The 23,102-nt window shown below is 71.9% G+C and carries 18 protein-coding genes, 4 tRNA genes and 1 other RNA gene; 9 read left to right on the top strand and 14 right to left on the bottom strand.

The window, feature by feature from the left end; translation table 11 throughout:
- Positions 1-5 precede the first annotated feature (5 nt).
- The 3 genes from purL to purS are packed head-to-tail and all read right to left on the bottom strand — an operon-like array spanning position 6 to position 3,189.
- Positions 6-2,255, bottom strand: coding sequence for a phosphoribosylformylglycinamidine synthase subunit PurL (purL, locus tag ACWCSV_RS28865; protein WP_451147156.1), 2,250 nt, complete (start codon positions 2,253-2,255; stop codon positions 6-8).
- Complete coding sequence (gene purQ, locus ACWCSV_RS28860; protein WP_451147154.1) at positions 2,252-2,932, bottom strand: phosphoribosylformylglycinamidine synthase subunit PurQ; 681 nt, start codon at positions 2,930-2,932, stop codon at positions 2,252-2,254. The genes purL and purQ overlap by 4 nt, the downstream gene beginning before the upstream one ends.
- Positions 2,929-3,189 carry a phosphoribosylformylglycinamidine synthase subunit PurS gene (gene purS, locus ACWCSV_RS28855; protein WP_266706271.1) on the bottom strand — a complete coding sequence of 87 codons (261 nt, stop codon included), beginning with the start codon at positions 3,187-3,189 and terminating at the stop codon, positions 2,929-2,931. Before purS ends, purQ begins: the two co-directional genes overlap by 4 nt.
- 409 nt (positions 3,190-3,598) lie before the next feature.
- On the opposite strand from purS, the gene ACWCSV_RS28850 reads away from it, so the two are divergent.
- From ACWCSV_RS28850 to ACWCSV_RS28815, 8 genes are all read left to right on the top strand, one after another.
- On the top strand, positions 3,599-3,934 hold the full coding sequence (locus ACWCSV_RS28850) for a histone-like nucleoid-structuring protein Lsr2 (protein ID WP_451147152.1): 336 nt from the start codon (positions 3,599-3,601) through the stop codon (positions 3,932-3,934).
- 177 nt (positions 3,935-4,111) lie between these two features.
- Positions 4,112-4,183, top strand: a tRNA-Gly gene (locus ACWCSV_RS28845).
- A 79-nt stretch (positions 4,184-4,262) separates the two neighbouring features.
- A tRNA-Gly gene (locus ACWCSV_RS28840) sits at positions 4,263-4,338 on the top strand.
- A gap of 196 nt (positions 4,339-4,534) precedes the next feature.
- Entirely contained in the window at positions 4,535-5,560 is a 1,026-nt protein-coding gene (locus tag ACWCSV_RS28835; RefSeq protein WP_451147150.1) for an ABC transporter ATP-binding protein, read from the top strand.
- Positions 5,557-6,384, top strand: a complete 828-nt coding sequence (locus ACWCSV_RS28830) for an ABC transporter permease (protein WP_451147148.1) — start codon at positions 5,557-5,559, stop codon at positions 6,382-6,384. Before ACWCSV_RS28835 ends, ACWCSV_RS28830 begins: the two co-directional genes overlap by 4 nt.
- Positions 6,366-7,760 carry a sensor histidine kinase gene (locus ACWCSV_RS28825; RefSeq protein ID WP_451147146.1) on the top strand — a complete coding sequence of 465 codons (1,395 nt, stop codon included), beginning with the start codon at positions 6,366-6,368 and terminating at the stop codon, positions 7,758-7,760. The genes ACWCSV_RS28830 and ACWCSV_RS28825 overlap by 19 nt, the downstream gene beginning before the upstream one ends.
- A complete protein-coding gene (locus ACWCSV_RS28820; RefSeq protein ID WP_451147144.1) occupies positions 7,757-8,416 on the top strand; it encodes a response regulator in 660 nt (219 codons plus the stop codon). The genes ACWCSV_RS28825 and ACWCSV_RS28820 overlap by 4 nt, the downstream gene beginning before the upstream one ends.
- Before the next feature lie 24 nt (positions 8,417-8,440).
- Positions 8,441-8,516: transfer RNA gene (locus ACWCSV_RS28815), tRNA-Gly, on the top strand.
- A gap of 201 nt (positions 8,517-8,717) precedes the next feature.
- Here ACWCSV_RS28815 and ACWCSV_RS28810 read toward each other — a convergent pair.
- The 6 genes from ACWCSV_RS28810 to ffs all read right to left on the bottom strand — a co-directional run bounded on the left by ACWCSV_RS28810 (position 8,718) and on the right by ffs (position 18,425).
- Complete coding sequence (locus tag ACWCSV_RS28810; protein ID WP_451147142.1) at positions 8,718-9,632, bottom strand: phosphoribosylaminoimidazolesuccinocarboxamide synthase; 915 nt, start codon at positions 9,630-9,632, stop codon at positions 8,718-8,720.
- Between the two features lie 133 nt (positions 9,633-9,765).
- On the bottom strand, positions 9,766-11,223 hold the full coding sequence (locus tag ACWCSV_RS28805; RefSeq protein WP_451147140.1) for a N,N-dimethylformamidase beta subunit family domain-containing protein: 1,458 nt from the start codon (positions 11,221-11,223) through the stop codon (positions 9,766-9,768).
- 557 nt (positions 11,224-11,780) lie between these two features.
- Positions 11,781-13,715 carry a hypothetical protein gene (locus ACWCSV_RS28800; protein WP_451147138.1) on the bottom strand — a complete coding sequence of 645 codons (1,935 nt, stop codon included), beginning with the start codon at positions 13,713-13,715 and terminating at the stop codon, positions 11,781-11,783.
- A 672-nt stretch (positions 13,716-14,387) separates the two neighbouring features.
- Entirely contained in the window at positions 14,388-15,653 is a 1,266-nt protein-coding gene (gene purD / locus ACWCSV_RS28795; protein ID WP_451147136.1) for a phosphoribosylamine--glycine ligase, read from the bottom strand.
- Positions 15,654-15,795: 142 nt separating this feature from the next.
- Positions 15,796-18,093, bottom strand: coding sequence for a DNA polymerase III subunit gamma and tau (locus ACWCSV_RS28790; RefSeq protein ID WP_451147134.1), 2,298 nt, complete (start codon positions 18,091-18,093; stop codon positions 15,796-15,798).
- Between the two features lie 237 nt (positions 18,094-18,330).
- An RNA gene (gene ffs / locus ACWCSV_RS28785) (signal recognition particle sRNA small type) lies at positions 18,331-18,425 on the bottom strand.
- A gap of 154 nt (positions 18,426-18,579) precedes the next feature.
- Between ffs and ACWCSV_RS28780 the strand changes: the two genes are divergently transcribed.
- A tRNA-Ser gene (locus ACWCSV_RS28780) sits at positions 18,580-18,667 on the top strand.
- Between the two features lie 80 nt (positions 18,668-18,747).
- On the opposite strand, the gene ACWCSV_RS28775 is transcribed toward ACWCSV_RS28780, so the two are convergent.
- The 5 genes from ACWCSV_RS28775 to ACWCSV_RS28755 form a co-directional block, all read right to left on the bottom strand.
- Positions 18,748-20,007, bottom strand: coding sequence for a tyrosine-type recombinase/integrase (locus tag ACWCSV_RS28775; protein WP_451147132.1), 1,260 nt, complete (start codon positions 20,005-20,007; stop codon positions 18,748-18,750).
- Positions 20,008-20,016: 9 nt separating this feature from the next.
- Entirely contained in the window at positions 20,017-20,262 is a 246-nt protein-coding gene (locus ACWCSV_RS28770; RefSeq protein WP_451147130.1) for a helix-turn-helix domain-containing protein, read from the bottom strand.
- A 121-nt stretch (positions 20,263-20,383) separates the two neighbouring features.
- A complete protein-coding gene (locus ACWCSV_RS28765) occupies positions 20,384-21,775 on the bottom strand; it encodes a DNA primase family protein (protein ID WP_451147128.1) in 1,392 nt (463 codons plus the stop codon).
- Entirely contained in the window at positions 21,772-22,119 is a 348-nt protein-coding gene (locus ACWCSV_RS28760) for a hypothetical protein (protein WP_451147126.1), read from the bottom strand. Before ACWCSV_RS28760 ends, ACWCSV_RS28765 begins: the two co-directional genes overlap by 4 nt.
- The gene (locus ACWCSV_RS28755; protein ID WP_451147124.1) at positions 22,116-23,027 is read right to left on the bottom strand and encodes a DNA primase; all 912 of its coding nucleotides are present in this window, start codon (positions 23,025-23,027) and stop codon (positions 22,116-22,118) included. The genes ACWCSV_RS28760 and ACWCSV_RS28755 overlap by 4 nt, the downstream gene beginning before the upstream one ends.
- Between the last annotated feature and the right edge of the window lie 75 nt (positions 23,028-23,102).

Raw genomic sequence — 23,102 nt, 5'->3', positions numbered from 1 at the left:
AGGACTCAGGCGAGGAGCGCCGGAATCGTGCCCTCGTGCGCGGTCCGCAGTTCGCTCAGCGGAATGCTGAACTCGCCCTGGACCTCGATCTCGTCACCGTCCACGACACCGATGCGGGTGACGGGAAGACCCCGAGCGCCGCACATGTCGTTGAAGCGGAGCTCCTCGCTGCGCGGCACCGAGACGACCGCGCGCCCCGCCGACTCGGAGAAGAGGAAGGTGAACGCGTCCAGACCGTCCGGGACGACCAGCCGGGCACCCTTCCCGCCGCGCAGGCAGGACTCGGTGACCGCCTGGACGAGACCGCCGTCGGACAGGTCGTGCGCGGCGTCGATCATGCCGTCGCGCGAGGCCGAGATCAGGATCTCGCCGAGCAGCTTCTCGCGGCCCAGGTCGACCTTGGGCGGCATCCCGCCGAGGTGCTGGTGGACGACCTCGGACCAGGCCGAGCCGCCGAACTCCTCGTGCGTGTCGCCGAGCAGGTAGAGCAACTGCCCCTCCTGCGCGAACGCCACCGGGGTGCGCCGGGTGACGTCGTCGATCACACCGAGCACGGCCACGACCGGCGTCGGGTGGATCGCGGTGTCACCGGTCTGGTTGTAGAGCGAGACGTTGCCGCCGGTGACCGGGGTGCCCAGCTCCAGGCAGCCGTCCGCGAGACCGCGGGTGGCCTCGGCGAACTGCCACATGACGTCCGGGTCCTCGGGCGAGCCGAAGTTCAGGCAGTCCGAGATCGCGAGCGGCTTGGCGCCGGAGGCGGCGACGTTGCGGTACGACTCCGCCAGCGCGAGCTGCGCACCGGTGTAGGGGTCGAGCTTCGCGTAGCGGCCGTTGCCGTCGGTCGCCATGGCCACGCCGAGGTTGGTCTCCTCGTCGATGCGGACCATGCCGGCGTCCTCGGGCATCGCGAGCACGGTGTTGCCCTGCACGAACCGGTCGTACTGGTCCGTGATCCACGTCTTCGACGCCTGGTTCGGCGAGGAGACGAGCTGGAGGACCTGCGCGCGCAGCTCGGCGGCGTTCGCCGGACGGGGCAGCTTGCCGGCGTCGTCGGCCTGGAGCGCGTCCTGCCACTCGGGGCGGGCGAACGGGCGGTGGTAGGTCGGGCCCTCGTGGGCGACGGACCGCGGCGGAACGTCCACGATCTGCTCGCCGTGCCAGAAGATCTCCAGCTGGGAGCCCTCGGTCACCTCACCGATGACGGTGGCGATGACGTCCCACTTCTCGCAGATCTCCAGGAAGCGGTCCACGTGCTGCGGCTCGACGATCGCGCACATGCGCTCCTGCGACTCGCTCATGAGGATTTCCTCGGGCGAGAGGGAGGAGTCGCGCAGCGGCACGGTGTCCAGCTCGACGCGCATGCCGCCGGATCCGGCGGAGGCCAGCTCGGACGTGGCGCAGGAGAGCCCGGCGCCGCCGAGGTCCTGGATGCCCGCGACGAGCTTCTCCTTGAAGATCTCCAGGGTGCACTCGATGAGGAGCTTCTCCTGGAACGGGTCGCCGACCTGCACCGCGGGGCGCTTGGCCGGGCCGGTCGACTCGAAGGTCTCGGACGCGAGGACCGAGACGCCGCCGATGCCGTCGCCGCCGGTGCGGGCACCGTAGAGGATGACCTTGTTGCCGGGTCCCGAGGCCTGGGCGAGGTGGATGTCCTCGTGCTTCATCACGCCGATGCAGCCGGCGTTGACGAGCGGGTTGCCCTGGTAGCAGGCGTCGAAGACGACCTCGCCGCCGATGTTCGGCAGGCCGAGGCAGTTGCCGTAGCCGCCGATGCCCGCGACGACGCCCGGCAGGACGCGCTTGGTGTCGGGGTGGTCGGCCGCACCGAAGCGCAGCGGGTCGACGACCGCGACCGGGCGGGCGCCCATGGCGAGGATGTCGCGGACGATGCCGCCGACGCCGGTCGCCGCACCCTGGTAGGGCTCGATGTACGACGGGTGGTTGTGCGACTCGACCTTGAAGGTGACCGCGTAACCCTGGCCGACGTCGACCACACCGGCGTTCTCGCCGATACCGACGAGCATCGCGTCGTTGGCGGGGACCTTCTCGCCGAACTGCTTGAGGTGGACCTTGCTGCTCTTGTAGGAGCAGTGCTCGGACCACATCACGGAGTACATGGCGAGCTCGGCGCCGGTGGGACGGCGGCCCAGGATCTCGCGGATGCGGGCGTACTCGTCCTCCTTGAGGCCGAGTTCCTTCCAGGGCTGTCCGGCGTCCGGGGTCTCGGCCGCGTGCTTGACCGTATCCAGGCTCATGCGTTGACCAGCTTCTTGATGATCGAGGTGAAGAAACCGAGGCCGTCCGTGCCGCCGGTGCCGATCAGCGGCTCCACCGCGTGCTCGGGGTGCGGCATGAGGCCGACGACGTTGCCGGCGGCGTTGCTGATGCCGGCGATGTCACGGAGCGAGCCGTTGGGGTTCACGTCGACGTAGCGGAACGCGACGCGGCCCTCGGCCTCCAGCTCGTCGAGCGTGCGCTCGTCGGCGGTGTACCGGCCGTCCATGTTCTTCAGCGGTACGGAGATCTCCTGGCCGTCCGCGTAGTCCGCGGTCCAGGCCGTACCGGCGTTCTCCACCCGCAGCTTCTGGTCGCGGCAGATGAAGTGGAGGTGGTTGTTGCGCAGCATGGCGCCGGGCAGCAGGTGCGCCTCGGTCAGGATCTGGAAGCCGTTGCAGATGCCGAGGACCGGCATGCCCGCCCTCGCCTGCTCGATGATGGTCTCCATCACCGGCGAGAAGCGGGAGATGGCTCCGGCCCGCAGGTAGTCGCCGTAGGAGAAGCCGCCCGCGAGGACGACCGCGTCGACCTGGTGCAGGTCCTTGTCGCGGTGCCAGAGCGATACGGGTTCGGCCCCCGCGACCCGGACCGCGCGCAGCGCGTCCTTGTCGTCGAGGGTGCCGGGGAAAGTGACGACGCCGATACGAGCGGTCACTTCGCGGCCTCCTCGGACTCCACCTTCACGACGAAGTCCTCGATGACGGTGTTCGCGAGGAACGTCTCGGCGAGTTCGTTGATCCGGGCCAGGGCGGCGTCGTCGACCGGCCCTTCGACCTGAAGCTCGAAACGCTTCCCCTGGCGAACGTCGGCGATTCCCTCGAAGCCGAGACGGGGCAGTGCGCGCTGCACCGCCTGTCCCTGCGGGTCGAGGATCTCCGGCTTGAGCATGACGTCGACTACGACGCGTGCCACTGGCACTCCCAATGGTGTGGTGCGGCTGGGTCTCCGGGGGGTTCCCCAGACCCCGGCGGGTCCAGTCAGCGTACCTGCCGGAAATTTCTACGCGGGTAGACAAGGATCTGCGGATCGCGTACGGATATCGATCACCACCGGTCCGGGGAAAAGTCCGCGGAAAAAATCAGTACCGATTGCGGACGGACACGCGAAACAATTGAACGGGCTTCACAATGCCGTACCACCGCTGTACAAATGATTACCAAGGAAAGCATCACGGCTCGAAGAACACCGGAACACCGACGCCTCCGGATCGGGCCGGAGCCCGCGAGCCCGGCCCGATCCGACGACACAAACCCCAGGCAGCCGGAAGGCCGGCGGCCGCGCACGTCAGACGCGCGGGCGCCGCAGGAAAGGACCGATATCCGTGGCGCAACGCGTAGTGGTCACGCTCTCCGACGACATCGACGGAGGACAGGCGGCGGAAACGGTTGCTTTCGCCATCGACGGGAAGTCCTACGAGATCGACCTCAATCCCGTCAACGCGAAAAAGCTGCGGAAGACGCTGGCTCCGTACGTGGCGGCCGGTCGAAAGCAGACAAAAGCCGGAAAGCACGGCAAGACCCCCGTTTCCTACCGCCACACCTCCCTCGCCCCCGATCCGGCGGCCGTCCGCGCATGGGCGCGGTCGCACCAGATGGACGTGCCGGCCCGGGGACGCATCCCGAAGAAGGTCTACGAGGCTTTCGAACAAGCGAGTTGAGCACCGGACGGAACCGGGCGGCGGCGCCCGGAGGTCCGCAGGGACCTCCGGGACGGCCCACGCGGGGCCTCGCGGCGACATCCGCGGGGGAGCCGACTTGCGCTTCACCCCCGCAGTTCGGATAGAGTCTGGATCACGCCAAGGGGCAAGGCCGAAAGGCCCCAACCACAGCAGCGTGCGGGTGTAGTTCAGTAGTAGAACACCCCCCTTCCAGGGGGGAGGCGCAGTGTGCGATTCCTGTCACCCGCTCTGCATCGCTTTCCGACCACTCCGGTGGATCGGGTAGAGTGGTGCTCGCGCCGCCCGGTGAAAGCCGAGCGGAGGCAATGCGGACGTAGCTCAGTTGGTAGAGCGCAACCTTGCCAAGGTTGAGGTCGCCAGTTCGAACCTGGTCGTCCGCTCCAAAAGAAAGGCCCCGGTCGTTCAGACCGGGGCCTTTCTCGTGTGCGCGGGATGCAGGTACGGGGCCGGCGCCGGTCTTTTTCCTATTCCGGGGTCCGGATCCGCGGCGCCGGAAGCCGTGTCCGTCATGACGGATGTCATGCGGGGTGGTGACGGCTCGCACTGCCGCCGGGCTCCGGCCCCGGCCAGCCTGGACACATGACCAGAGACGACGGCCACGGCGGCATGCCGACTCCAGCCGGTACGGCGGTGATCGAGGCCCATCAGGTGCGACGGCGGTACGCGGGCGGCTTCGAGGCCGTCTCCGGGATCTCCTTCTCCGTGCCTCGCGGTGAGCTCTTCGCCCTGCTCGGCACCAACGGTGCCGGGAAGACCTCCACGGTGGAGCTGCTGGAAGGGCTCGCGGTGCCGGACGCCGGGACCGTACGCGTCCTCGGCCACGACCCGTACCGCGAGCGGGGCGCCGTCCGGGCCCGGACCGGGGTGATGCTCCAGGAGGGCGGCTTCCCGTCCGAGCTGACGGTGACCGGGACCGTGCGGATGTGGGCCGCGTGCACCAGTGGTGCCCGGCCCGTCGGGGAGGTGCTGGAGCTGGTGGGGCTGACCGGCCGCGCCCGGGTCCGCGTCAAGCAGCTCTCCGGCGGTGAGCGGCGCCGCCTCGACCTGGGGCTGGCCCTCGTCGGCCGCCCGGAGGTCCTCTTCCTGGACGAGCCGACGACCGGGCTCGACGCGGAGGGCCGGCGCGACACCTGGGAGCTCGTCAGGAGCCTGCGGGACGGCGGCACGACCGTGCTGCTGACCACGCATCACCTGGAGGAGGCCGAGGCGCTCGCGGACCGGCTGGCGATCATGCACGGGGGCCGGATCGTGGCCACCGGGACGACCGCCGAGGTCACGGCCGGCCGGCCGGCCCGCATCAGGTTCCGGCTGCCCGGGGGTGTCCCGGCCGACCGGCTGCCGACGGGTCTGCGCGGCCCGGAAGCGGCGTCGGTGGGCGGGTGGATCGAGATCCGTACTCGCGCCCTCCAGGAGTCGCTGGCCGCCCTGCTCGGCTGGGCGGCCCGGGAGGGTGTCGTCCTCGACGGGCTCGACGCCCGGTCCGGGTCGCTGGAGGAGGCGTTCCTGGAGATCGCCCGTACCGGGAGCGGGGAGGTTCCCGGGGACGGGATCACCGGGGGCGGGGAGCGGACCGGGGCGCGACGGACGCAGGGGGCGGCGGCATGAGCACCACCACGACGGCGGACGGCTCCACGGGTCGCACCGCGGCGGGCGTCTCCACCACGCGTACCGCGGCGGGGCGGCGGCTGATCGCCCTCGCCCGTGCCGAGATCACGCTGCTCGCCCGGAACAGGACGGCGGTCTTCGTCGCGCTGCTCATGCCCCTGGCGATGACGGTCGCCCTCAAGTCCTCACTGGACCGGGTCGATCTCGGACCCGCCGGGATCTCCGTCGCCGGGGCCGCGCTGACCGGTGGGATCGGGGTGGCGCTGATCCAGGTCGTCCACATGAACCTCGTCTCCACGTACGTCGCCCGGCGCGAGGAGCTGGTGCTGAAGCGGCTGCGGACCGGGGAGATCCGGGACCTGGAGATCCTCGGCGGGACGGCGCTGCCCGCAGCCCTCCTGCTGCTCGCGCAGAGCGCGCTGATCGTGGCGGTGGGCGGTGCCGCGCTGGGGCTGGGGGCGCCGCAGCGGCCCGCCCTGCTGGTGGCGGGGCTGCTGCTCGGCTGCGTCCTGCTGGCCGGGCTCGCGGCGCTCACCTCGGCCGGTACGCGCACGGTGCAGACGGCGCAGCTCACCACCCTGCCGTTCTTCCTCGTCTCCGGGATGGGCTCGGGGCTCTTCGTCCCGCTCGCCGTCCTCCCCGACCGCCTCGCCGCCTCCTGCGAACTGCTGCCGCTGACCGGGGTGATGACTCTCGTCCGCGCCGGATGGCTGGGCGGCGAGTCCGGCGGTGCGCTGGTGCGTGCTGCGGTCGCGGCTCTGGCCTGGACCGGGTTCGCCGTGTTTGCTGGGCGGCGGTGGTTCCGATGGGACCCGCGGCGCTGAACCACGGCGGCGACGGCACGGGGGACGGAGAAACGGTGATCCGGCGTACGAGGGAGTGGCGGCGCCGCTGGCAGGGGCGCGGGCGGCTCCAGCGCATCGACCTCTACCAGCGGGCGACGCTGGAGACGATGCCCTGGTTCTTCCTCCTCTCCTGGGGCCTCGCCCCGCTCGCCGCGGACCTGCGCCACGATCCGCTGCCCTGGGCGCTGGGCGGCCTGTTCACCCTGGTCTGCGCCGCCCAGTGCGCGTACCTGCACCGGACCCTGCTCCCGGCGCACCGGTCCTACCTGGGCCGGGGCACCTTCCCCGCGCGCGGTCTGGCCGTGCCGGTGGCGCTGCTCGCGGCCGGGCTGGGGCTGCTCGTGGTGCTGGCCGCCGTGCACGGGATCGAAGGCGACGGGCTGACGATGTTCGCCCTCGACCTGCCGGTCGCCTTCGTCACCCCGTACGTCCTCCTCGTGCCGGTCCGCCGCTTCCTGCTCCACTGCCTGGGGTACGCGGCGGTGAGCACCGGGCTCTTCGCGGCGGTCGGGGTGCGCGGCGGGGCGCTGGCCGGGGTGGCGTGCGCGGGACTGCTCAGCGGGCTCCTGATGCTGCTGGCGGTACGGCCCTCCGCGTGGAGCCTGAGCGTGATGTGGCAGGCGGAGGAGGCCCGCGACCTCCAGGCGCGGCTGGCGGTGGCGGAGGAACGGCTCCGGTTCGGCCGGGACATGCACGACGTGCTGGGCCGCAATCTCGCGGTGATCGCGCTGAAGAGCGAACTCGCCGTCGAACTCGCCAGGCGCGGAAAGTCCTCGGCCGTGGACCAGATGGTCGAGGTGCAGCGGATCGCCCGCGCCTCCCAGCAGGAGGTCCGCGAGGTCGTACGCGGTTACCGGGAGGCGGACCTGCCCGCCGAACTCCATGGGGCGCAGGCGGTGTTGCGGTCGGCCGGCATCGACTGCACGGTCGAGGAGGACCGGGCGGCGGCGGACCGGCTGCCCGCCGCCGCCGGATCGGTGCTCGGCTGGGTGGTGCGCGAGGCGACCACCAACGTGCTGCGCCACGGCGACCCCCGCCACTGCCTGATCCGGCTCGCGGCGCACGAGGGGTCCGTGCGGCTGGTCGTGGAGAACGACGGAGCGCCCGGCCCTGCGCCCGGCCCCGCCCCCGGGGGCTCGGGCCTGCCGGGGCTGCGCGAGCGGCTCGCCGCGCTCGACGGCTCACTGGAGGCGGGGCCGGCCGGGGGCGGGCTCTTCCGGCTCACCGCCACGGTGCCGGTGAATGTGCCGGTGCCGGTGGATGTGCCCGTGCCGGTGGATGTGCAGGTGCCGGTGGATGTGTCCCTGCCGATACCGGTGGGTGTGCCGGTGCCCGAACTCCTGGAGGAACGTTGACCGCCGTACCCACGCCCTCGCCCCTGCCCGCTGCCGCCGAGGGGCCCCCGCCGGTGCGCCTGCTGCTCGCCGACGACGAGCATCTGATCCGGGGCGCTCTCGCCGCGCTGCTCGCGCTGGAGGACGACTTCGTGGTGGTCGCGGAGGCGGCGACCGGGCCCGAGGCGCTCGCCATGGCACTGGCCCACCGGCCCGATGTCGCGGTCCTCGATCTCCAGATGCCGGGGGCCGACGGTGTGAGCGTGGCCACATCCCTCAGGGCCGAACTGCCCGGCTGCCGCACCATGATCGTGACGAGCCACGGCCGCCCCGGGCATCTGAAACGCGCCCTGACCGCAGGGGTGCGCGCGTTCGTGCCCAAGACGCTCAGCGCTCGCCGGCTGGCCGAGATCATCCGGATCGTGCACGGCGGGAACCGTTACGTGGACCCGGAGTTGGCCGCCGACGCGATCTCCGCCGGGGACTCGCCGCTGACCGCCCGGGAGGCCGAGGTGCTGGAACTGGCGGCGGACGGCGCTCCCGTCGCGGAGATCGCCGCGCGGGCTTCGCTCTCCCCCGGAACGGTCCGCAACTACCTCTCCTCGGCGGTCTCCAAACTGGGCGTGGAGAACCGTCATGCGGCAGTGCGTTTCGCCCGGGCTCAGGGATGGGTATAGTTGTCATCGCGCTCAGGCGCAGATGCGAACGTAGCTCAGCTGGTAGAGCGCAACCTTGCCAAGGTTGAGGTCGCGAGTTCGAACCTCGTCGTTCGCTCCACGTGAGAAAGGCCCCGGTCCTCAGGACCGGGGCCTTCTTCGTGTCCGGACGCCCCTCGGAGCCGTACCTCTTCTCAAGGGAGACGCGCCGCCTCGGGGGGTACGCGGGGGATACGCGCCGCCTCGTGGGACACGCCGCCCCATGGCAGACGCGCTTCCCGCCGTCCCCTCGTGGCGGGGGCGGCGGGAAGCGCGGGGCGGGCTACTTCCAGCTGAGGCCGGTCAGCCGCTCGTACGCCTCGATGTACTTGGCGCGGGTCGCGTCGACGACCTGCTGCGGCAGTGCGGGCGGCGGGGTCTCGCTCCTGCGGTCCCAGCCGGAGGCCGGCGAGGTCAGCCAGTCGCGGACGAACTGCTTGTCGTACGAGGGCTGGGCGTGGCCCGGCTCCCACTCGGCGAGCGGCCAGAAGCGCGAGGAGTCCGGGGTCAGCACCTCGTCGCCGAGGATCAGTTCCTCGACGCCGTCCGCGCCGGCCGCGTAGCCGAACTCGAACTTGGTGTCGGCCAGGATGAGCCCGCGCCCGTGCGCGATGTCCCGGGCGCGCCGGTACACGTCGAGCGTCGTCTGCCGCAGCAGCGTCGCCGTCTCCACGCCGACGGTGTGCGCGACCGCCTCGTAGCTGACGTTCTCGTCGTGGTCGCCCACGGCGGCCTTCGTCGCCGGGGTGAAGATCGGGCCCGGGAGTTCGGAGCCGTCGACGAGACCCTCGGGGAGGCCGATGCCGCAGACCGTGCGGGAGGCGTCGTACTCGATGAGCCCGGAGCCGGTCAGGTAGCCGCGGGCCACGCACTCGACCGGGACCATCCGCAGCGAACGGCAGATCGTCGTGCGGCCCTCCCAGTCGGCGGGGGCGCCGGCCGGCACCTCGGTGGAGATGACGTGGTTCGGCACCAGGTCGCCGAGCTGGTCGAACCACCAGAGCGACAGCGCGGTGAGCACCCTGCCCTTGTCCGGGATCTCGGTGGGCAGCACCCAGTCGTACGCGGAGATGCGGTCGCTGGCGACCATCACGAGGTCACCCGCCTCGTTCCGGTACAGCTCACGCACCTTGCCGGTGTGCAGGTGGGTGAGGCCCGGAACCTGTACGGGCTCGGGCTTTTCTACGAAACCGGACACGCTGCCTCCGCGTAGGTTGATCCAAGGGTCGCGGGTCCGATTGTCCCGTATGCCGGTGCGGGCCCGCCGCGTGGGGCGGGCCGGAGGTGTACCCGCGGCGGGCACGAGGGGCCCGCCCGCCCGCACCGACGGGTCAGTCGCGCTTGCAGATCCGGTTCAGCAGGTTGGCGGTGGCCTGCTGGATGCGTTCGTCGGTGTGCCCGGGCCGGTCCAGCGCCGGCGACCAGGCGAATGTCCCGGAAGCGAAGACGAGAGCCCCGGAGGGCGCCTGGTAGAGCGAGGTCTCCTGGTGACGCCGGGCGCCCTCGGAGTCCTCGTACGGCGAATGCGCGAGCAGGATGCGGCTCTCGTGCTCCGGCAGCGCGGTGCGCGGGTAGTACCGGTCGGCCTCACCCGCCACCAGACCGGCGATCTCCTCGCCCTCCCCGGCCCCGGTGCCCCGCCAGAGCCAGTGGTCGGCGTTGCGCACGATCAGCGGTGAGGGCTCGGGCACCCGGCCCGCGTACTGGATGCCGAGCAGCAGCTGCTCCGGCCTGTCGATCTCCCGCCAGAGCGCGGCCTTCCCCGGCCCCTGCCGTTTGCGGCAGGTGAGGAGGCGGTCGGGCACCCCGGACGGGGATGCCGAGAGCGACACCTGCCAGTACATGGTGTTGGCCGAGAGGAAGACCAGCGAGGTCCCGGTGTCCCGCGCCAGCTCCGCAGTGCGCCGCATCGGGACCGACCAGTACTCGTCGTGGCCCGGGAAGACCAGGCCCCGGTACCGCCCCGGGTCGACGCGCCCCGCGTGCAGGTCGCGGGCGTCCGCGTAGGCGAGGCTGTAGTCGTACCGCTCGGCCCAGCGGATGAAGTCGTAGGCGTGGCCGACGTGCAGCGGCAGCCCGGCGCCCGCGTACGGGCGGTCGAAGGAGACCGTCACCGCCGCCTCCTCCTCGCCCAGCAGCCCGCCCTTCTCGTCCCACGCGTGGTAGAGGCTGGCGCCCGTCACACCGTCTTCGGGATAGAGGTTGTACGCCTGCCACGTGATGTCCGGGAGCAGCAGCAGCAGATCGGCCGGATGGTCGTCCCGGACCGTGAACGGCACGTGCGAACGGTGCCCGTCGACGGTCGTCAGCACGGCGACATAAGCCCCCACCGCCCACTCCGCCGGGATCTGGAGCCGCCAGGAGAGCCACCAATGGTGGCAGGAAACAGTCTTGTCGGCGGCGAGCGGAGGAGGCTGCACGATGCCCGACTGGCGCGGAACGGTGGTGATCTTCCGGGCGCCGTCGCCGCCGTAGTGACCGATGCGGTAGATGTCGACGTAGAACGGCTGGGGCGGATCGACCGTGATGTGGAAGTCGATGGCCTCACCGGGCGCCGCCGCCCCGGGAGACGCGAAACCCTTCACCTGTCGGTGCACGTCGTCGGCGGTGCGCGGGCCGCCGCCGCTCCGCCCCAGCTCGGGATCGGCGTACCAGGGGACCACTTGTCCCGTGTCGTTGAGGTAGTTCTCGCTGTTGCGCAGCCAGGGCAGCGGCCCCTGGCCGAACGGATCGCTCACGGCGTGCGCGAGGGCACCCGACTCCCATCGGCGACTGTGCTCCGCCCCCATGACCGGCCCCTCCCTCACGTCCCCCGTACCACTCCGGTGCGCCCTGTGTCAGGGCTGATCCCAGCACATCACATAACGCATGCGGCTCGTCACCGTTCGTCGTGAATTGACGTGAACGGAACCTACCCTTCCGGGTATTGGGCCCGTACCGAGGTCCCCACGAGCGCGCGGAAGGCGGCGTGCGCCGGACGAGGGCGCGTGCGCGGGGCGCGAAACAGCGCCCCGTCGGCCCCGCTTGCGCGGACCGATTGCGTACACGGTGCCATATTTCCGTATACGGAGGGCCCGTTGCGGCGGACCGGGACACATTTCCGTATCCGGGGGGCGTGTTGGCTCCGCACGGGGCGCACGTACGAGCCCGAGCGCCGGGTCGCGCGGTGGTGAGCGGGTGCGGTGTTCTCCGCGGTGCCGTCGTACGGGAGTGCGCCGCCAGTCGTACGCGGGTACGCCACCGGTCGCGGTCGTCCCTGCGCCTCTGGTCGCGGTCGCCCCTGCGCCTCTGGTCGCGGTCGTCCCTGCGCCTCTGGTCGCGGTCGCCCCTGCGCCTCTGGTCGCGGTCAGACCAGGCGGACCGGCTTGTCCTCCCGGATGCCCAGTTCGGACAGCCAGGAGCGCAACGGCTCCGCGTCGCCGTCCTCCACCAGGCTGAGCACCGGAGTACCCAGATCCGTCCGGCGCAACCCGTCGACCAGCAGTGCGGGGCCGTCCAGCCAGTCGAGGCCGGGCGCCGCCCCGGCCGTGTCCACGGCGGCGCAGCAGACCATGGCCGTGACGTGGTCGGCGAGCAGCTCCGTGCCCGTACGGGGCGGCTGGAGCGGGAAGAGCGGGAGGGGGCCGGGGCCCCAGAGGTCGAGCGGGTCCACGGCCTGGCCGCTCCCGCCGGCCGCCCCGCGCCCCGCCGTGCTGCCGGCCGCCGCGGCGTTGGCCGTCGTGCTGCTCGCCGTCGAGCTGCTCGCCGTCGTGCTGTTCGCCGTCGAGCTGCTCGCCGTCGTGCTGTTCGCCGTGGGGGGCGCCGTGTTCTTCGCCGTACCGGTGACGGGTGATTCGGCCTCGGCCCGGGCCGCCGCGTCCGCGGCCTCCTCGCGCGCGACGGCCGCTCCGACGGCGGCCGCGAGCTCCTCGCCGCCGCCCCGGCCCGCGAGGTGGTCGATGACCCGGGCCAGCGTCGGGGCTCCGGCCTCGGTGGTCCGTACGGCTCCCTGCGCCGAGTGGCGCGGGGCGGCGGACCCCGCGGGAGCGGGTGCGACCGGGCCGGGGGCCGCGGTGCCGAGGGCGTCCATGACGCCGTGCAGCCGGGCCGCCTCCGTACGCCACTTCCGGTCGACGACCTCTTCCGGGTACCGCTGCCAGTCGACCGGCGACCACTCGCCGCCTCGGGCCGGGCCGCCGTGGAAGAGCCGCGCGGCGAGCAGGGACGCCGCCTCGTCGGCCAGGCCGGGCTCTTCGAGGAGATCACAGGCGGGGCGCTCGCCCAGGCGTGCGGCGAACCCCTCCGCGAGCCGGTCGCGCCGGGACAGCTCGGTGAGCGCGGAGACCACCCCCGCGTCCAGCCGCGCCGGCCACCGGCCCATCCGCCAGGCGGGCAGCGCGACGCGGGTCAGCAGCCGGTCCCAGCCCGCGTAGACGAGTCCGACCTGCTCCTGGGCGACGGCGCGTACCCCGTAGTCGACGCCCTGGGCGCGCAGCGAGGCGGAGAGCGCGACGCACCGCTCCATCTCGGCGGCGTGCCCGCGGCAGCTGCGGAGCAGCAGCCGGGCGGCCCAGCCGGTGAAGGCCCGGGACATCCGGCCGAACACGCCGACCAGCGAAACGTTTGACCTCGCGGGCCCGGGGCGGGGTCCTCCGGCGTCCGCGACGACTCCGTCGAGGCCTCGGACGAACCGCCGGGCGGCCGCTATGTCGGGGTGCGCCGCGAGACCCGTACCGGCGACGACGGGGGCGAGTACCGCGCGCAGCTCGCCGACGCGCATCCACCACAGGAACGGCGACCCGATGACCAGCACCGGCGCCGCCCGTTCCCGGTCGCGCCGGTCACCGGACGGCTCCTTGGCGCCGGCGGCGGGGCCGGTCCGCGCGGAAGGGTGGGTGCGGTCCTCCAGCCAGCTGTCGCAGTCGGGGGTGAGCGCTATCGCCGAGGGCGCGGGCACGTCCATGCGGTCGGCGAGCTCGCGCACGAGCCGGTAGAGGTCGGGGGCGGACTTCTCGTCCACGGCGACGGTCGGACTGAGCGCCGGCCGGGCCCGCGCGACGGTGACGGCCACCCCGGCGGCCAGCACCAGGAAGACCACGGCCGTCGCGCCCACCACCCAGCGGGCGGTGTTCCAGCCGACGCCGGCCAGACGTCCCTGCGCGGTGGCGGCGATCATGACCACGGCCACCGCCGCGGGCAGGATCGCCAGCGCCACCGCACGGCTGCGGATGCGCAGCAGCGCGAGGGCCCGCGCCCGGGCGGCCCGCATGCCCAGGTCCTCACCAGTCTCCGTACCGGACACGACCGGAAGTCACCCCCTCTGCCCCCGCGACGGTGTTGTTCACTCCCCCACTGTGGCACCGCCCTCGGACATCGCAATGTCAGTGGGCCAAGTGCCGGAATCCTTGCGCCGCACCCTAGTTGGGGGTTTCGCGGCCGTCATCCGGATGGCCCAGCCGTCACCCGATGGAATGGCTTTGGGTAAAGCTGCTGACTTATCGCCGCAGATGGGCAACGCCCTCCCCCGCGCACGCAGCGCATACGCGGGGGCGTGCTCCGGCGCACGGAGCGGCTCGCGATGCGACGGCGGAGATGAGGCGGGCGGGGCGAATGGGGCGGATGGGGCGGCGGCGTTACGGCGGCGGTGAGTCGGGCGCGGAGGCGGAGGGCCGGGTTCGGAGGCGGAGGGGCGGGCGCGGAGGCGGAGGGACGGGCTCGGAGGCGGAAGGCCGGGCTCGGAGGCGGAAGGCCGGGCTCGGAGGCGGAAGGCCCGGCTCGGAGGCGGAAGGCCCGGCTCGGAGGCGGAAGGCCCGGCTCGGAGGCGGAGGGCAGCTGTCCGGCCTGCGGATACGCCAGTGGCGGCCGAGGTGTCGCGCTCGGCCGCCACTGGGGGTCGTACAGAGGGTGGGACTCGTAGGCAGGAACGGACTCGCACGCAGAGGGCGGACTCGTACGCAGAGGGCGGAGCGGGGGATCAGACCCCGGCAGCGGCGTCCTCGGCTGCCTTCAGCGCGATGTCCGTACGGTGCTGGGAACCGTCGAGCCGGATGCGGCCGAGGGCCGTGTACGCGCGCTCGCGGGCCTTGCCGAGGTCCGGCCCGGTCGCGGTCACCGAGAGGACCCGGCCGCCCGCGCTCAGGACCGTACGCCCGTCCGCCTTCGTACCGGCGTGCAGGACGTACGCGTGCGGGGCATCCTGGGCCGCCACGTCGGCGAGACCCTCGATCGGGTCGCCCGTACGCGGGGTGTCCGGGTAGTTGTGCGAGGCGATGACCACGGTGACGGCGGCGTCGTCGAGCCAGTTCAGCGGCGGCACCTCGTCCAGCGTGCCGTTCGCGGAGGCGAGCAGCAGACCGGCGAGCGGGGTCCGCAGACGGGCCAGGACCACCTGGGTCTCCGGATCGCCGAAGCGCGCGTTGAACTCGATGACGCGCACGCCGCGCGAGGTCAGCGCGAGGCCCGCGTAGAGGAGGCCGGAGAACGGCGTACCGCGTCGGCGCAGCTCGTCGACGGTCGGCTGGAGAACCGTGTCGAGGACCTCGTCGACCAGCTTCGGGTCCGCCCACGGCAGCGGGGAGTAGGCACCCATGCCGCCGGTGTTCGGGCCCTCGTCGCCGTCGAGGGCGCGCTTGAAGTCCTGGGCGGGCTGGAGCGGCACCACGGTGGCGCCGTCGGTGATCGCGAAGAGGCTCACCTCGGGGCCGTCGAGGAACTCCTCGATGACCACCCGGTCGCAGGCGAGCGCGTGGGCGCGGGCCGCCTCGATGTCGTCGGTGACGACGACACCCTTGCCGGCGGCCAGTCCGTCGTCCTTGACGACGTACGGGGCACCGAAAGCGTCGAGCGCGGTGTCGATCTCCTCGGCGGTGGTGCAGACGTAGCTCCGGGCGGTCGGGACGCCGGCCCCGGCCATGACGTCCTTGGCGAACGCCTTGGAGCCTTCGAGCTGCGCGGCCTCACCGGACGGACCGAAGCAGGGGATCCCGGCCGCGCGCACGGCGTCGGCGACCCCGGCGACAAGCGGCGCCTCCGGGCCGACGACCACCAGCCCGGCACCCAGTTCGGTGGCGAGGCGGGCGACGGCGTCACCGTCGAGCGCGTCCACCGGGCGCAGTTCGGCCACCTCCGCGATACCGGCGTTGCCGGGAGCGCAGTACAGAGCGGTGACCTCGGGGTCGAGGGAAAGAGAGCGGCACAGGGCGTGTTCGCGGGCGCCGCCGCCGATGACGAGGACCTTCACGGGGTGCAGCCTAACCGCCGGTGGCCGGACGCCTCGACGGCCTCCGGTCCGTGGACTGTCCGTGAGCTGTCCGTGGACTGTCCGTGGGCGACGGGGCCCGGGGCCCCGGGTTCCTTCCGGGGCCGGATCCCCACGGCCCCGGCTACTCGTTGGTGAACTCCTCCACCACCGTGGCACCGAGCTCGCGGACGATCAGCTCGTGCCCGGAGAGCGCCGAGTCGACGAGGTCCGGGTCGTCGGCCTCAGGGGTGTCGTCCTCCGGCGCGACCGTGTGCACCGGCTCGGGCGCGGACCGCTCGTACGCCGCGGGCCCCGGTCCGGAGCCCCCCGGCCCCTGCCCGCCCTGCCCGCCCTGGGACTGCTGGGGCGGCGGGGACTGTGGGGACGACTGGGGCTGGTACGACTGCTGGGGCGGTGCGGCGGGCGCGGGACGCTGCTCGTACGACTGCTGCGGCGGCGCCTGGTACGCGGGTCCACCGCCACCGGGGCGTCCACCGCCGCCCTGCACCGGCTGGCCGCCACCGGAGGGATCGACGATCGCCTCGACGCGCCACTGGGCGTTGAACCGCTCGGCCAGCGCCTGCCGCAGCACTGCCTCGCTGCCGCTGCTCGCGAACGTGTCGCGGGCACCCGCGTTGGCGAAACCGATCTGGAGCGTGGTCCCGTCGAACCCGGTGACCTGGGCGTTCTGGCTGAGCAGAATCCAGGTGAAGCGTCGATGGTTCTTCACCGCCTCCAGGATCTCCGGCCAGATGCTCCGCACCTGACCGGCGCCCTGCGCCATGTCCTGGCCCCCGGCCGGTGCGGCAGCGGGCGCCTGAGCGGCGGGAGCGGGCGGTGCGGCCTGTACGGGAGCGGGCGCGGCGGGGCGGGGCGCCCCGGCACCCGGGGCCGACGCGGTGGGCCAGCCGCCCGGACGACGGGCCTGCTCCCCGCCACCGGCAGCGGCCGGGGTGGGCCAGGCGCCGGGCCGCTGAGCGGCGGGCGCCGCCTCGGCCGCGGGCTGCTGCCCGTACTCGGGGGCCGGGGCGGGAGCCTGGGGCGCGGGGGTCTGGGCGGGAGTCTGCGGTGCGGCGCCCTGGGGCGCGGGTGCCTGCTGCGGCGCGGCGTACGGTGCCGCGGCCGGCGGAGCGGCTGCAGGCGGGTCGTACGGGGCGGCGGGGGCGGCCGGCATCGGCGGGTGCGCCTCGGGCCCGGGCACGTACCCCAGGGCGGGCGGCGCGGCCTGGAACGCCTGCGCGCCTCCCGCCGCCGCCACTCCCCCCGCTGCCGCCGCGAAGGCGCCGCCGCGTTCCAAACGGTCCAGCCGCGCCTGGAACGACCGCTCGTCGTCGAAGGCGGCCGGCAGCAGCACCCGGGCGCAGATCAGCTCGACCTGGAGGCGCGGCGAGGTCGCGCCACGCATCTCCGTAAGCCCCTGGTTGACGAGGTCGGCGGCACGGCTCAGCTCGGCGGCGCCGAAGACGGACGCCTGGTCCGACATCCGCTCCACGACGTCGGCGGGGGCGTCGATGAGCCCCTTCTCCCCGGCGTCCGGCACGGCCGCCAGGATCACCAGGTCGCGCAGGCGTTCCAGCAGGTCGGCGACGAACCGGCGCGGGTCGTTGCCGCCCTCGATCACCCGGTCCACGACCTCGAAGGCCGCGGCACCGTCACCGGCAGCGAAGGCGTCCACCATCGAGTCGAGCAGCGACCCGTCCGTGTAACCGAGCAGCGAGGTCGCCATGGCGTACGTCACGCCGTCGTCTCCGGCACCGGCCAGCAGCTGGTCCATGACGGACATCGAGTCACGGACGGATCCGGCCCCGGCCCGTACGACGAGCGGCAGCACACCGTCCTCGACCGCGCTGTTCTCCTTGCCGCAGACCTCCGCGAGGTACGAACGCAGCGTGCCGGGCGGGACGAGCCGGAACGGGTAGTGGTGCGTGCGCGACCGGATCGTGCCGATGACCTTCTCGGGCTCGGTCGTCGCGAAGATGAACTTGAGGTGCTCCGGCGGCTCCTCGACCACCTTCAGCAGGGCGTTGAACCCTGCCGGGGTGACCATGTGCGCCTCGTCGATGATGTAGATCTTGTATCGGCTGGAAGCCGGCCCGAAGAACGCCTTCTCGCGCAGGTCGCGGGCGTCGTCCACGCCACCGTGCGAAGCCGCGTCGATCTCGATGACGTCGATCGAACCCGGGCCGTTGCGCGCGAGATCCTGGCAGGACTGGCACGTCCCGCACGGCGTCGGCGTCGGCCCCTGCTCGCAGTTCAGGCAGCGGGCGAGGATGCGCGCGCTGGTCGTCTTTCCACAACCACGCGGCCCGCTGAACAGGTACGCGTGATTGACCCGGTTGTTCCGCAGGGCCTGCTGGAGCGGGTCAGTGACATGCTCCTGACCGATGACCTCGGCGAACGACTCGGGGCGGTAGCGGCGGTACAGCGCAAGGGACGACACAGTTACGAGGTTATCGGGACGCACCGACAACCGACTCCGCATCGGGCCCCGGCGGCCGGGGACCCTGGTCACACCGGGGCGTGGCCCGGGCGACGAGATGTAGATCACATGCGATCGCACGCGCGGCAGAGCGGCCGGAGGCGACTTTCGCGCGCCCGAGCGAGCCTCCGGGGAACCCCACCCGAAGCGGGTCGCCCCGACGGCGACCGAGCGGGCCACCGAGACGGCCCGGAAAACACAAGGGCCCCCCACGCACCCGCCAGAGCCAACCTACCCTTGCTGCCTTCCGGCCCTGGGGGAGTTCAGTCAGATAGCGCCACGTGAGGGGCTGACGCCCACCTTAGCCGATCCCCACCCCTCCAGGTCCACCCGCCCGGGTCCGGGGTCCCTCCGATCCGCCCGGGATCCGTCCGCGCGACCTCGCTCCGACGATCTTCCGGGGAACGTGTTCGCGAGCACCCCTCAACGTCTTGTATTGTTTGCGGCGGAGGATTCGCCTAGTGGCCTAGGGCGCACGCTTGGAAAGCGTGTTGGGGGCAACCCCTCACGAGTTCGAATCTCGTATCCTCCGCCATTGCTCTCACCGGGCAATACGTCGAAGGGCCCCGCAGCTTGCTGCGGGGCCCTTCTTCGTTCCCAGTCTCATCCGCAGTCTCAACGAGACCCTTCGGGGCCCTTCCCGTCGCTGTCGACGGGGTCGCCGGCCACTTCCCAGATGAGCCCCCCGACCCGCTGCGCGACGTCGGCGAGGATGCCGCCCGTCACATGCTGGTACCGGGCCGCCATCGCCGTGGACGACCAGCCCATGATCTGCATCACGACCCGTTCGGGTACGCCGAGGATGAGCAGAACCGTCGCCGCGGTGTGCCGGGCATCGTGCAGACGCCCGTCCCGAACCTTCGCGTCGGCGAGGAGTCGCTTCCAGGTGTCGTAGTCCGTGCTCGGCACCAGCGGCTCCCCCACGGGCGAGGTGAAGACGAAGCCGGTGTCGCGCCAGTCCTCCCCCGCTATCGCCCGTTCCCGCCCCTGCTCTCTGCGGTGCAGTTCCAGCAGCCGGACCAACTCGGCGGGGACGCCGATCACACGACGGCCGGCGCGGGACTTCGTGTTGGCGGTGTCCTCGTTCTTCCTGACCCGCTTCTTGCAGTACCCGGGCTTGGCGCCGCATCCGCCACCGCACCCGTGCAGGTACTTCGGGCGAAGGCGGTTCTTCCTGACGCGCAGAACGCCAGCGCCGGTATCAAGATCCGTCCAGCGGAGCCCGAGAGCTTCACCCTGCCGCAGTCCCAGCGCGAGCGCGATGGACCAACGCGCGCTGTTCCGGAGCTTGGCCGCCTCGGAGAGCAGCCGCTGCACTTCCTCGATGTCGTACGGCTCCACCTCCTCTTCCTCGATCCTCGGAGGGACAGCGAGTGTGGCAACGTTCCGCGTGACGTGACCGCGGCGCATTGCGTGGTTGAGCGCGGTCCGGATCGTGCGGTGCGCCTGGTGAGCCGTGGCGGGCTGGCTGCCATTCGCCAGCATCCGGCCATAGAAGCGCTCCAGGTGCTCCGGCTCCAGCTTTTCCAGCCGATGGGCGCCAACGCCCGGAACGAGGTGCACTCGCACGGCCACCTCGTAGCCCGCATACGTGTTCTCGCGGACCGACGGCTTGGCGATCTCCTCCACCCAATGCAGCAGCCACGCCTTGACCGTCCAGGGGCGCCCCGCCTTGCGCACCTTCCCCTCGTCGCGTTGCTTCTCCAGGGCCCGAACCTTTTTGATCACCTCCCCTTCGTTGACCTTGCTCATGACGTGGCGCCGGTCCGGCTTGCCGTCATCACGGATACCGACGGTGACTCGGCCGTGCCAGTAGCCGTCACTGCCGAAGTAGATGGACGACGCCCCATCCGGGCGCTTGGGCCGCTTGGTCATAGCTTCTCCCTACGCCGCGGCGTGGTGGTCGGAGACCTGCGTGTGCTGGTTCAGGTAGTCGCTGAGCACCTGGACGGGGACGCGTCGGCTGCGGCCGAACGGAACGGTTCCGACCGCTCCGTCACGGATGAGGCCGTACATCGTGGTCCGGCCGATGCTCAGTCGGCGGGCGGCTTCCTCGACGGTCACAGCGAGGAGCGTGAGATCGGTGTCCTGCGGGTTCTCGTTGTTCTTCAGCGATTCGAGCCGAGACATGGCACTCCTCGGTGCGGTCGTGGGCACTGGTACGTGGTGAGTCCGCATTGCGCTGTGTCGCGACTCAAGCGACTCAGCGGCCGTCCGTAGACGGCTTGAGTCGCTTGAGTCGCGACACGGGCTATCGCGGATCGAACGGCGAGAGTGTGATCCCGGTGTACGTGGGCACCTGCCGGCCGTAGGCATCGCGGGGACGGGCCCGGTGCAGTTGCGGGACGACGGAGAGCAGGTTGCGGCCGAACATCTGCTTCGTCCCGACGGCCCGCACGCCGTTGTCCTCGGCCCACTCGCGCCAGACGGCCCACAGGGTGTCCACCGGTACTTCGCGGTCCGGTCCGACGGTGCAGCGCTCACGGATGAAGGCGCTTGTGGGGGATGCGGTGTCCTGCATGGTGATCACCGCTTCCCTGCTGGAAGGCGGCTCCGTGATCCGGCCGGCGCGCTCCAGACGGGCGAGCCCGTCAAGCGCCCAGTTGATGATCCCGGGCATCTCTGAGGCGAGTTTGTCCGTGAGGGAGGTGTCTTCCTTTCCGAGCCAGGACACCGTCATGTTGAGCACCACGAACCGGCGCGCGATTACGCCCGAGGAGTCACCGAAGTGCGGCAGCTCGTTGGTCAGGATCATGAGCCGGGTGGGGAGCTTGCCGGTCCACGGGTCGCGGTACTTGCGATCGATGTCGATGGTGTCCTCACCTGAGATGGTGAGCAGGCGCTCCACGACCTGGCCGCCGTCGTGGCCGGAGAGGCGCGCGTCCGAGATGACCGCGAGCGGCTTGCCGAGCAAGGACGAAAGCCCGAAGTTCGTGCCGAGCCCGGCGAGAGTGGGACCGGCGAGGTTCTCGCGGCCGACGAGTTCCTTGAGGACCCGGGCGATCGTGCCCTTCCCGGACCGGGAGGGCCCCTTGATCAGCAAGATCTTCTGCTGATCGGTGCGGCCGGACAGGACGTACCCGAACCACTCCTGCAGAGCCCGGATGGCCGGTTCATCATCGGGCCAGATCTGCCGCAGGAACCGTTCCCAACTCGGCGCGGTGGCCTGCGGGTCGTAGTCGTAGGGAACGGACACGAGGTTGAAGAAGCCCGGTGAGTGCGGCAGCAGGGCCCGGTCCCGGATGCGGAGCAACCCGTTCTGGCACGCGACGATGGGACTCGTGTCCTCGGTCGCGTCGTCCTCGATCCAGTTGGGAGCGTCCACGTCGGTGGGCAAGAGCGTGATGGCACCCAACGCGTCCAGCAGATTGCCGATCTTCTGCTTGGTGGGCGCCCAGTCCCGGATCTCCGGCTGACCGTCTTTTCCGGGGGTCGTGTAGGTCGCGTACTCCAGCCGCTTGTAGAGACCGGCCCGCATCTGCTGCTCGTCCATCTCGCGCCAGCACGTACCGGTCCAGCGCATCCATGAACCGCGCCAGCGTCGGCACAGCAACCGCCCGTTGGGCGTCTGCCAGTCCGGGATGACCCGTCGCGCCACCGCCATTGGGTTGGTGGGAGCAGGGAGTTCTTCAAGGTCACTCATGCGGCCTTGCTCCCCTCGCGGCTGAGCAGCGGGCAGGCGTCGGGGTGGCGGGCATGGGCAGCGATCAGCGCGAGGACGTCGTACCGGCCGCGGGCCGTCCGCTCGTAACCGCATCGGCACCACGACCGGGCCGCCGCGAGAGCGGCGGACGAAGCCGGGGCAACGATGTGGAGCCAGCGCACCGCCTCCCGGGGCCCGTCCGGGGCGGCGTCCCGCGAGCCGGAGGGGACAAGGCGAAGCGGACGGCCTACGGCCGGCGACTTCCGCTCAACTACCGCCCGCACCGTGCGGGGCCGGGGATCAGGGGCGTCCGGCAGACCGGAGAATCCAAGCTGCTCACTCATGCGACGGCCCTCCCCGGAGGAGACGAAAGCCCGTTGGCGACGGCCCGGACCGCGTACGCCTCCGGAACGCCCACGCCCACCGCGGCGGCCACCACCTCGTAGCCGAGGGCTTCCAGCCCACACGGTCCGGGGCACTGGGTGTGCTGCGCAGCGAGGAACTGCGCGACGCCGAACGCCTGCGACCCTGCGCCGGACTCGGTACGGGCCCGTACGAGTGTCAGGCCGCGTTCGAGACCGGTACGGACGTACCGCTCGGTGTGACGGCAGCCGGTGGCAACGCTGCGATCCCACACGGCCCGGCCGGAGGGCGAAGAGACCACCTCCCCCGGCGGAGGAGTGGTCTCTTCCTTCTCCACCAGGGCGCGGACGACATCCGGCAGACGGGTCATGTTGCCCGTCCCCGGTCCGAGCCACCGGGCGTACTGCATCGCAGACTTGACGTCGACGCCGGACCGGACAGCGTTCGCGGACCGCATCACACCCTGGTAGATCCAGTGTTCCCCGCGCGTCGTCGGGACGGTACGGGTGGCGGGCAGGTTCTGGCGGGCCCAGGTGACGGCATCGACGGTGTCGAGGTCCACAACGGTGAGCCCGGCTCCGCCGGGGTGGTAGGCCACGGCCTGCGCCTGTGCCCATGCCCGGACCCACGTGGGGGAAGCGAGGGTGTGGGGGTCGGTGGTGGCGGCAGCCCAGCCGTGGCAGACGTCGGGGCACGCGCACGGTCCCGGCGTCTTCATGACCGGACGACCGCCGCACGCGTTGGCCTTGCAGGAGCGGCAGTTTCCGAACGGAACCTTCCCGGCCCGTAAGGGCAGCGTGGGGACAGCTCGGGCCGCCAGGTCAAGTGCGCTGCCGAGGAGAGGCGGCAGGTGGACGGCCTCTCGCCGGAAGGGGGTGGGTTGGGTCATGCTGGGGGTTCTCCTGTTTCTGTCGAAGGGACGGAGAGCCGGGGCGGTCGCGGTCTTGTGGTGAGAGGCGACCGC

The organism is Streptomyces sp. NPDC001770, from assembly GCF_053596135.1.
Note: the sequence above shows the minus strand (reverse complement) of the source record. Positions and strands in the feature narration are given on the sequence as shown.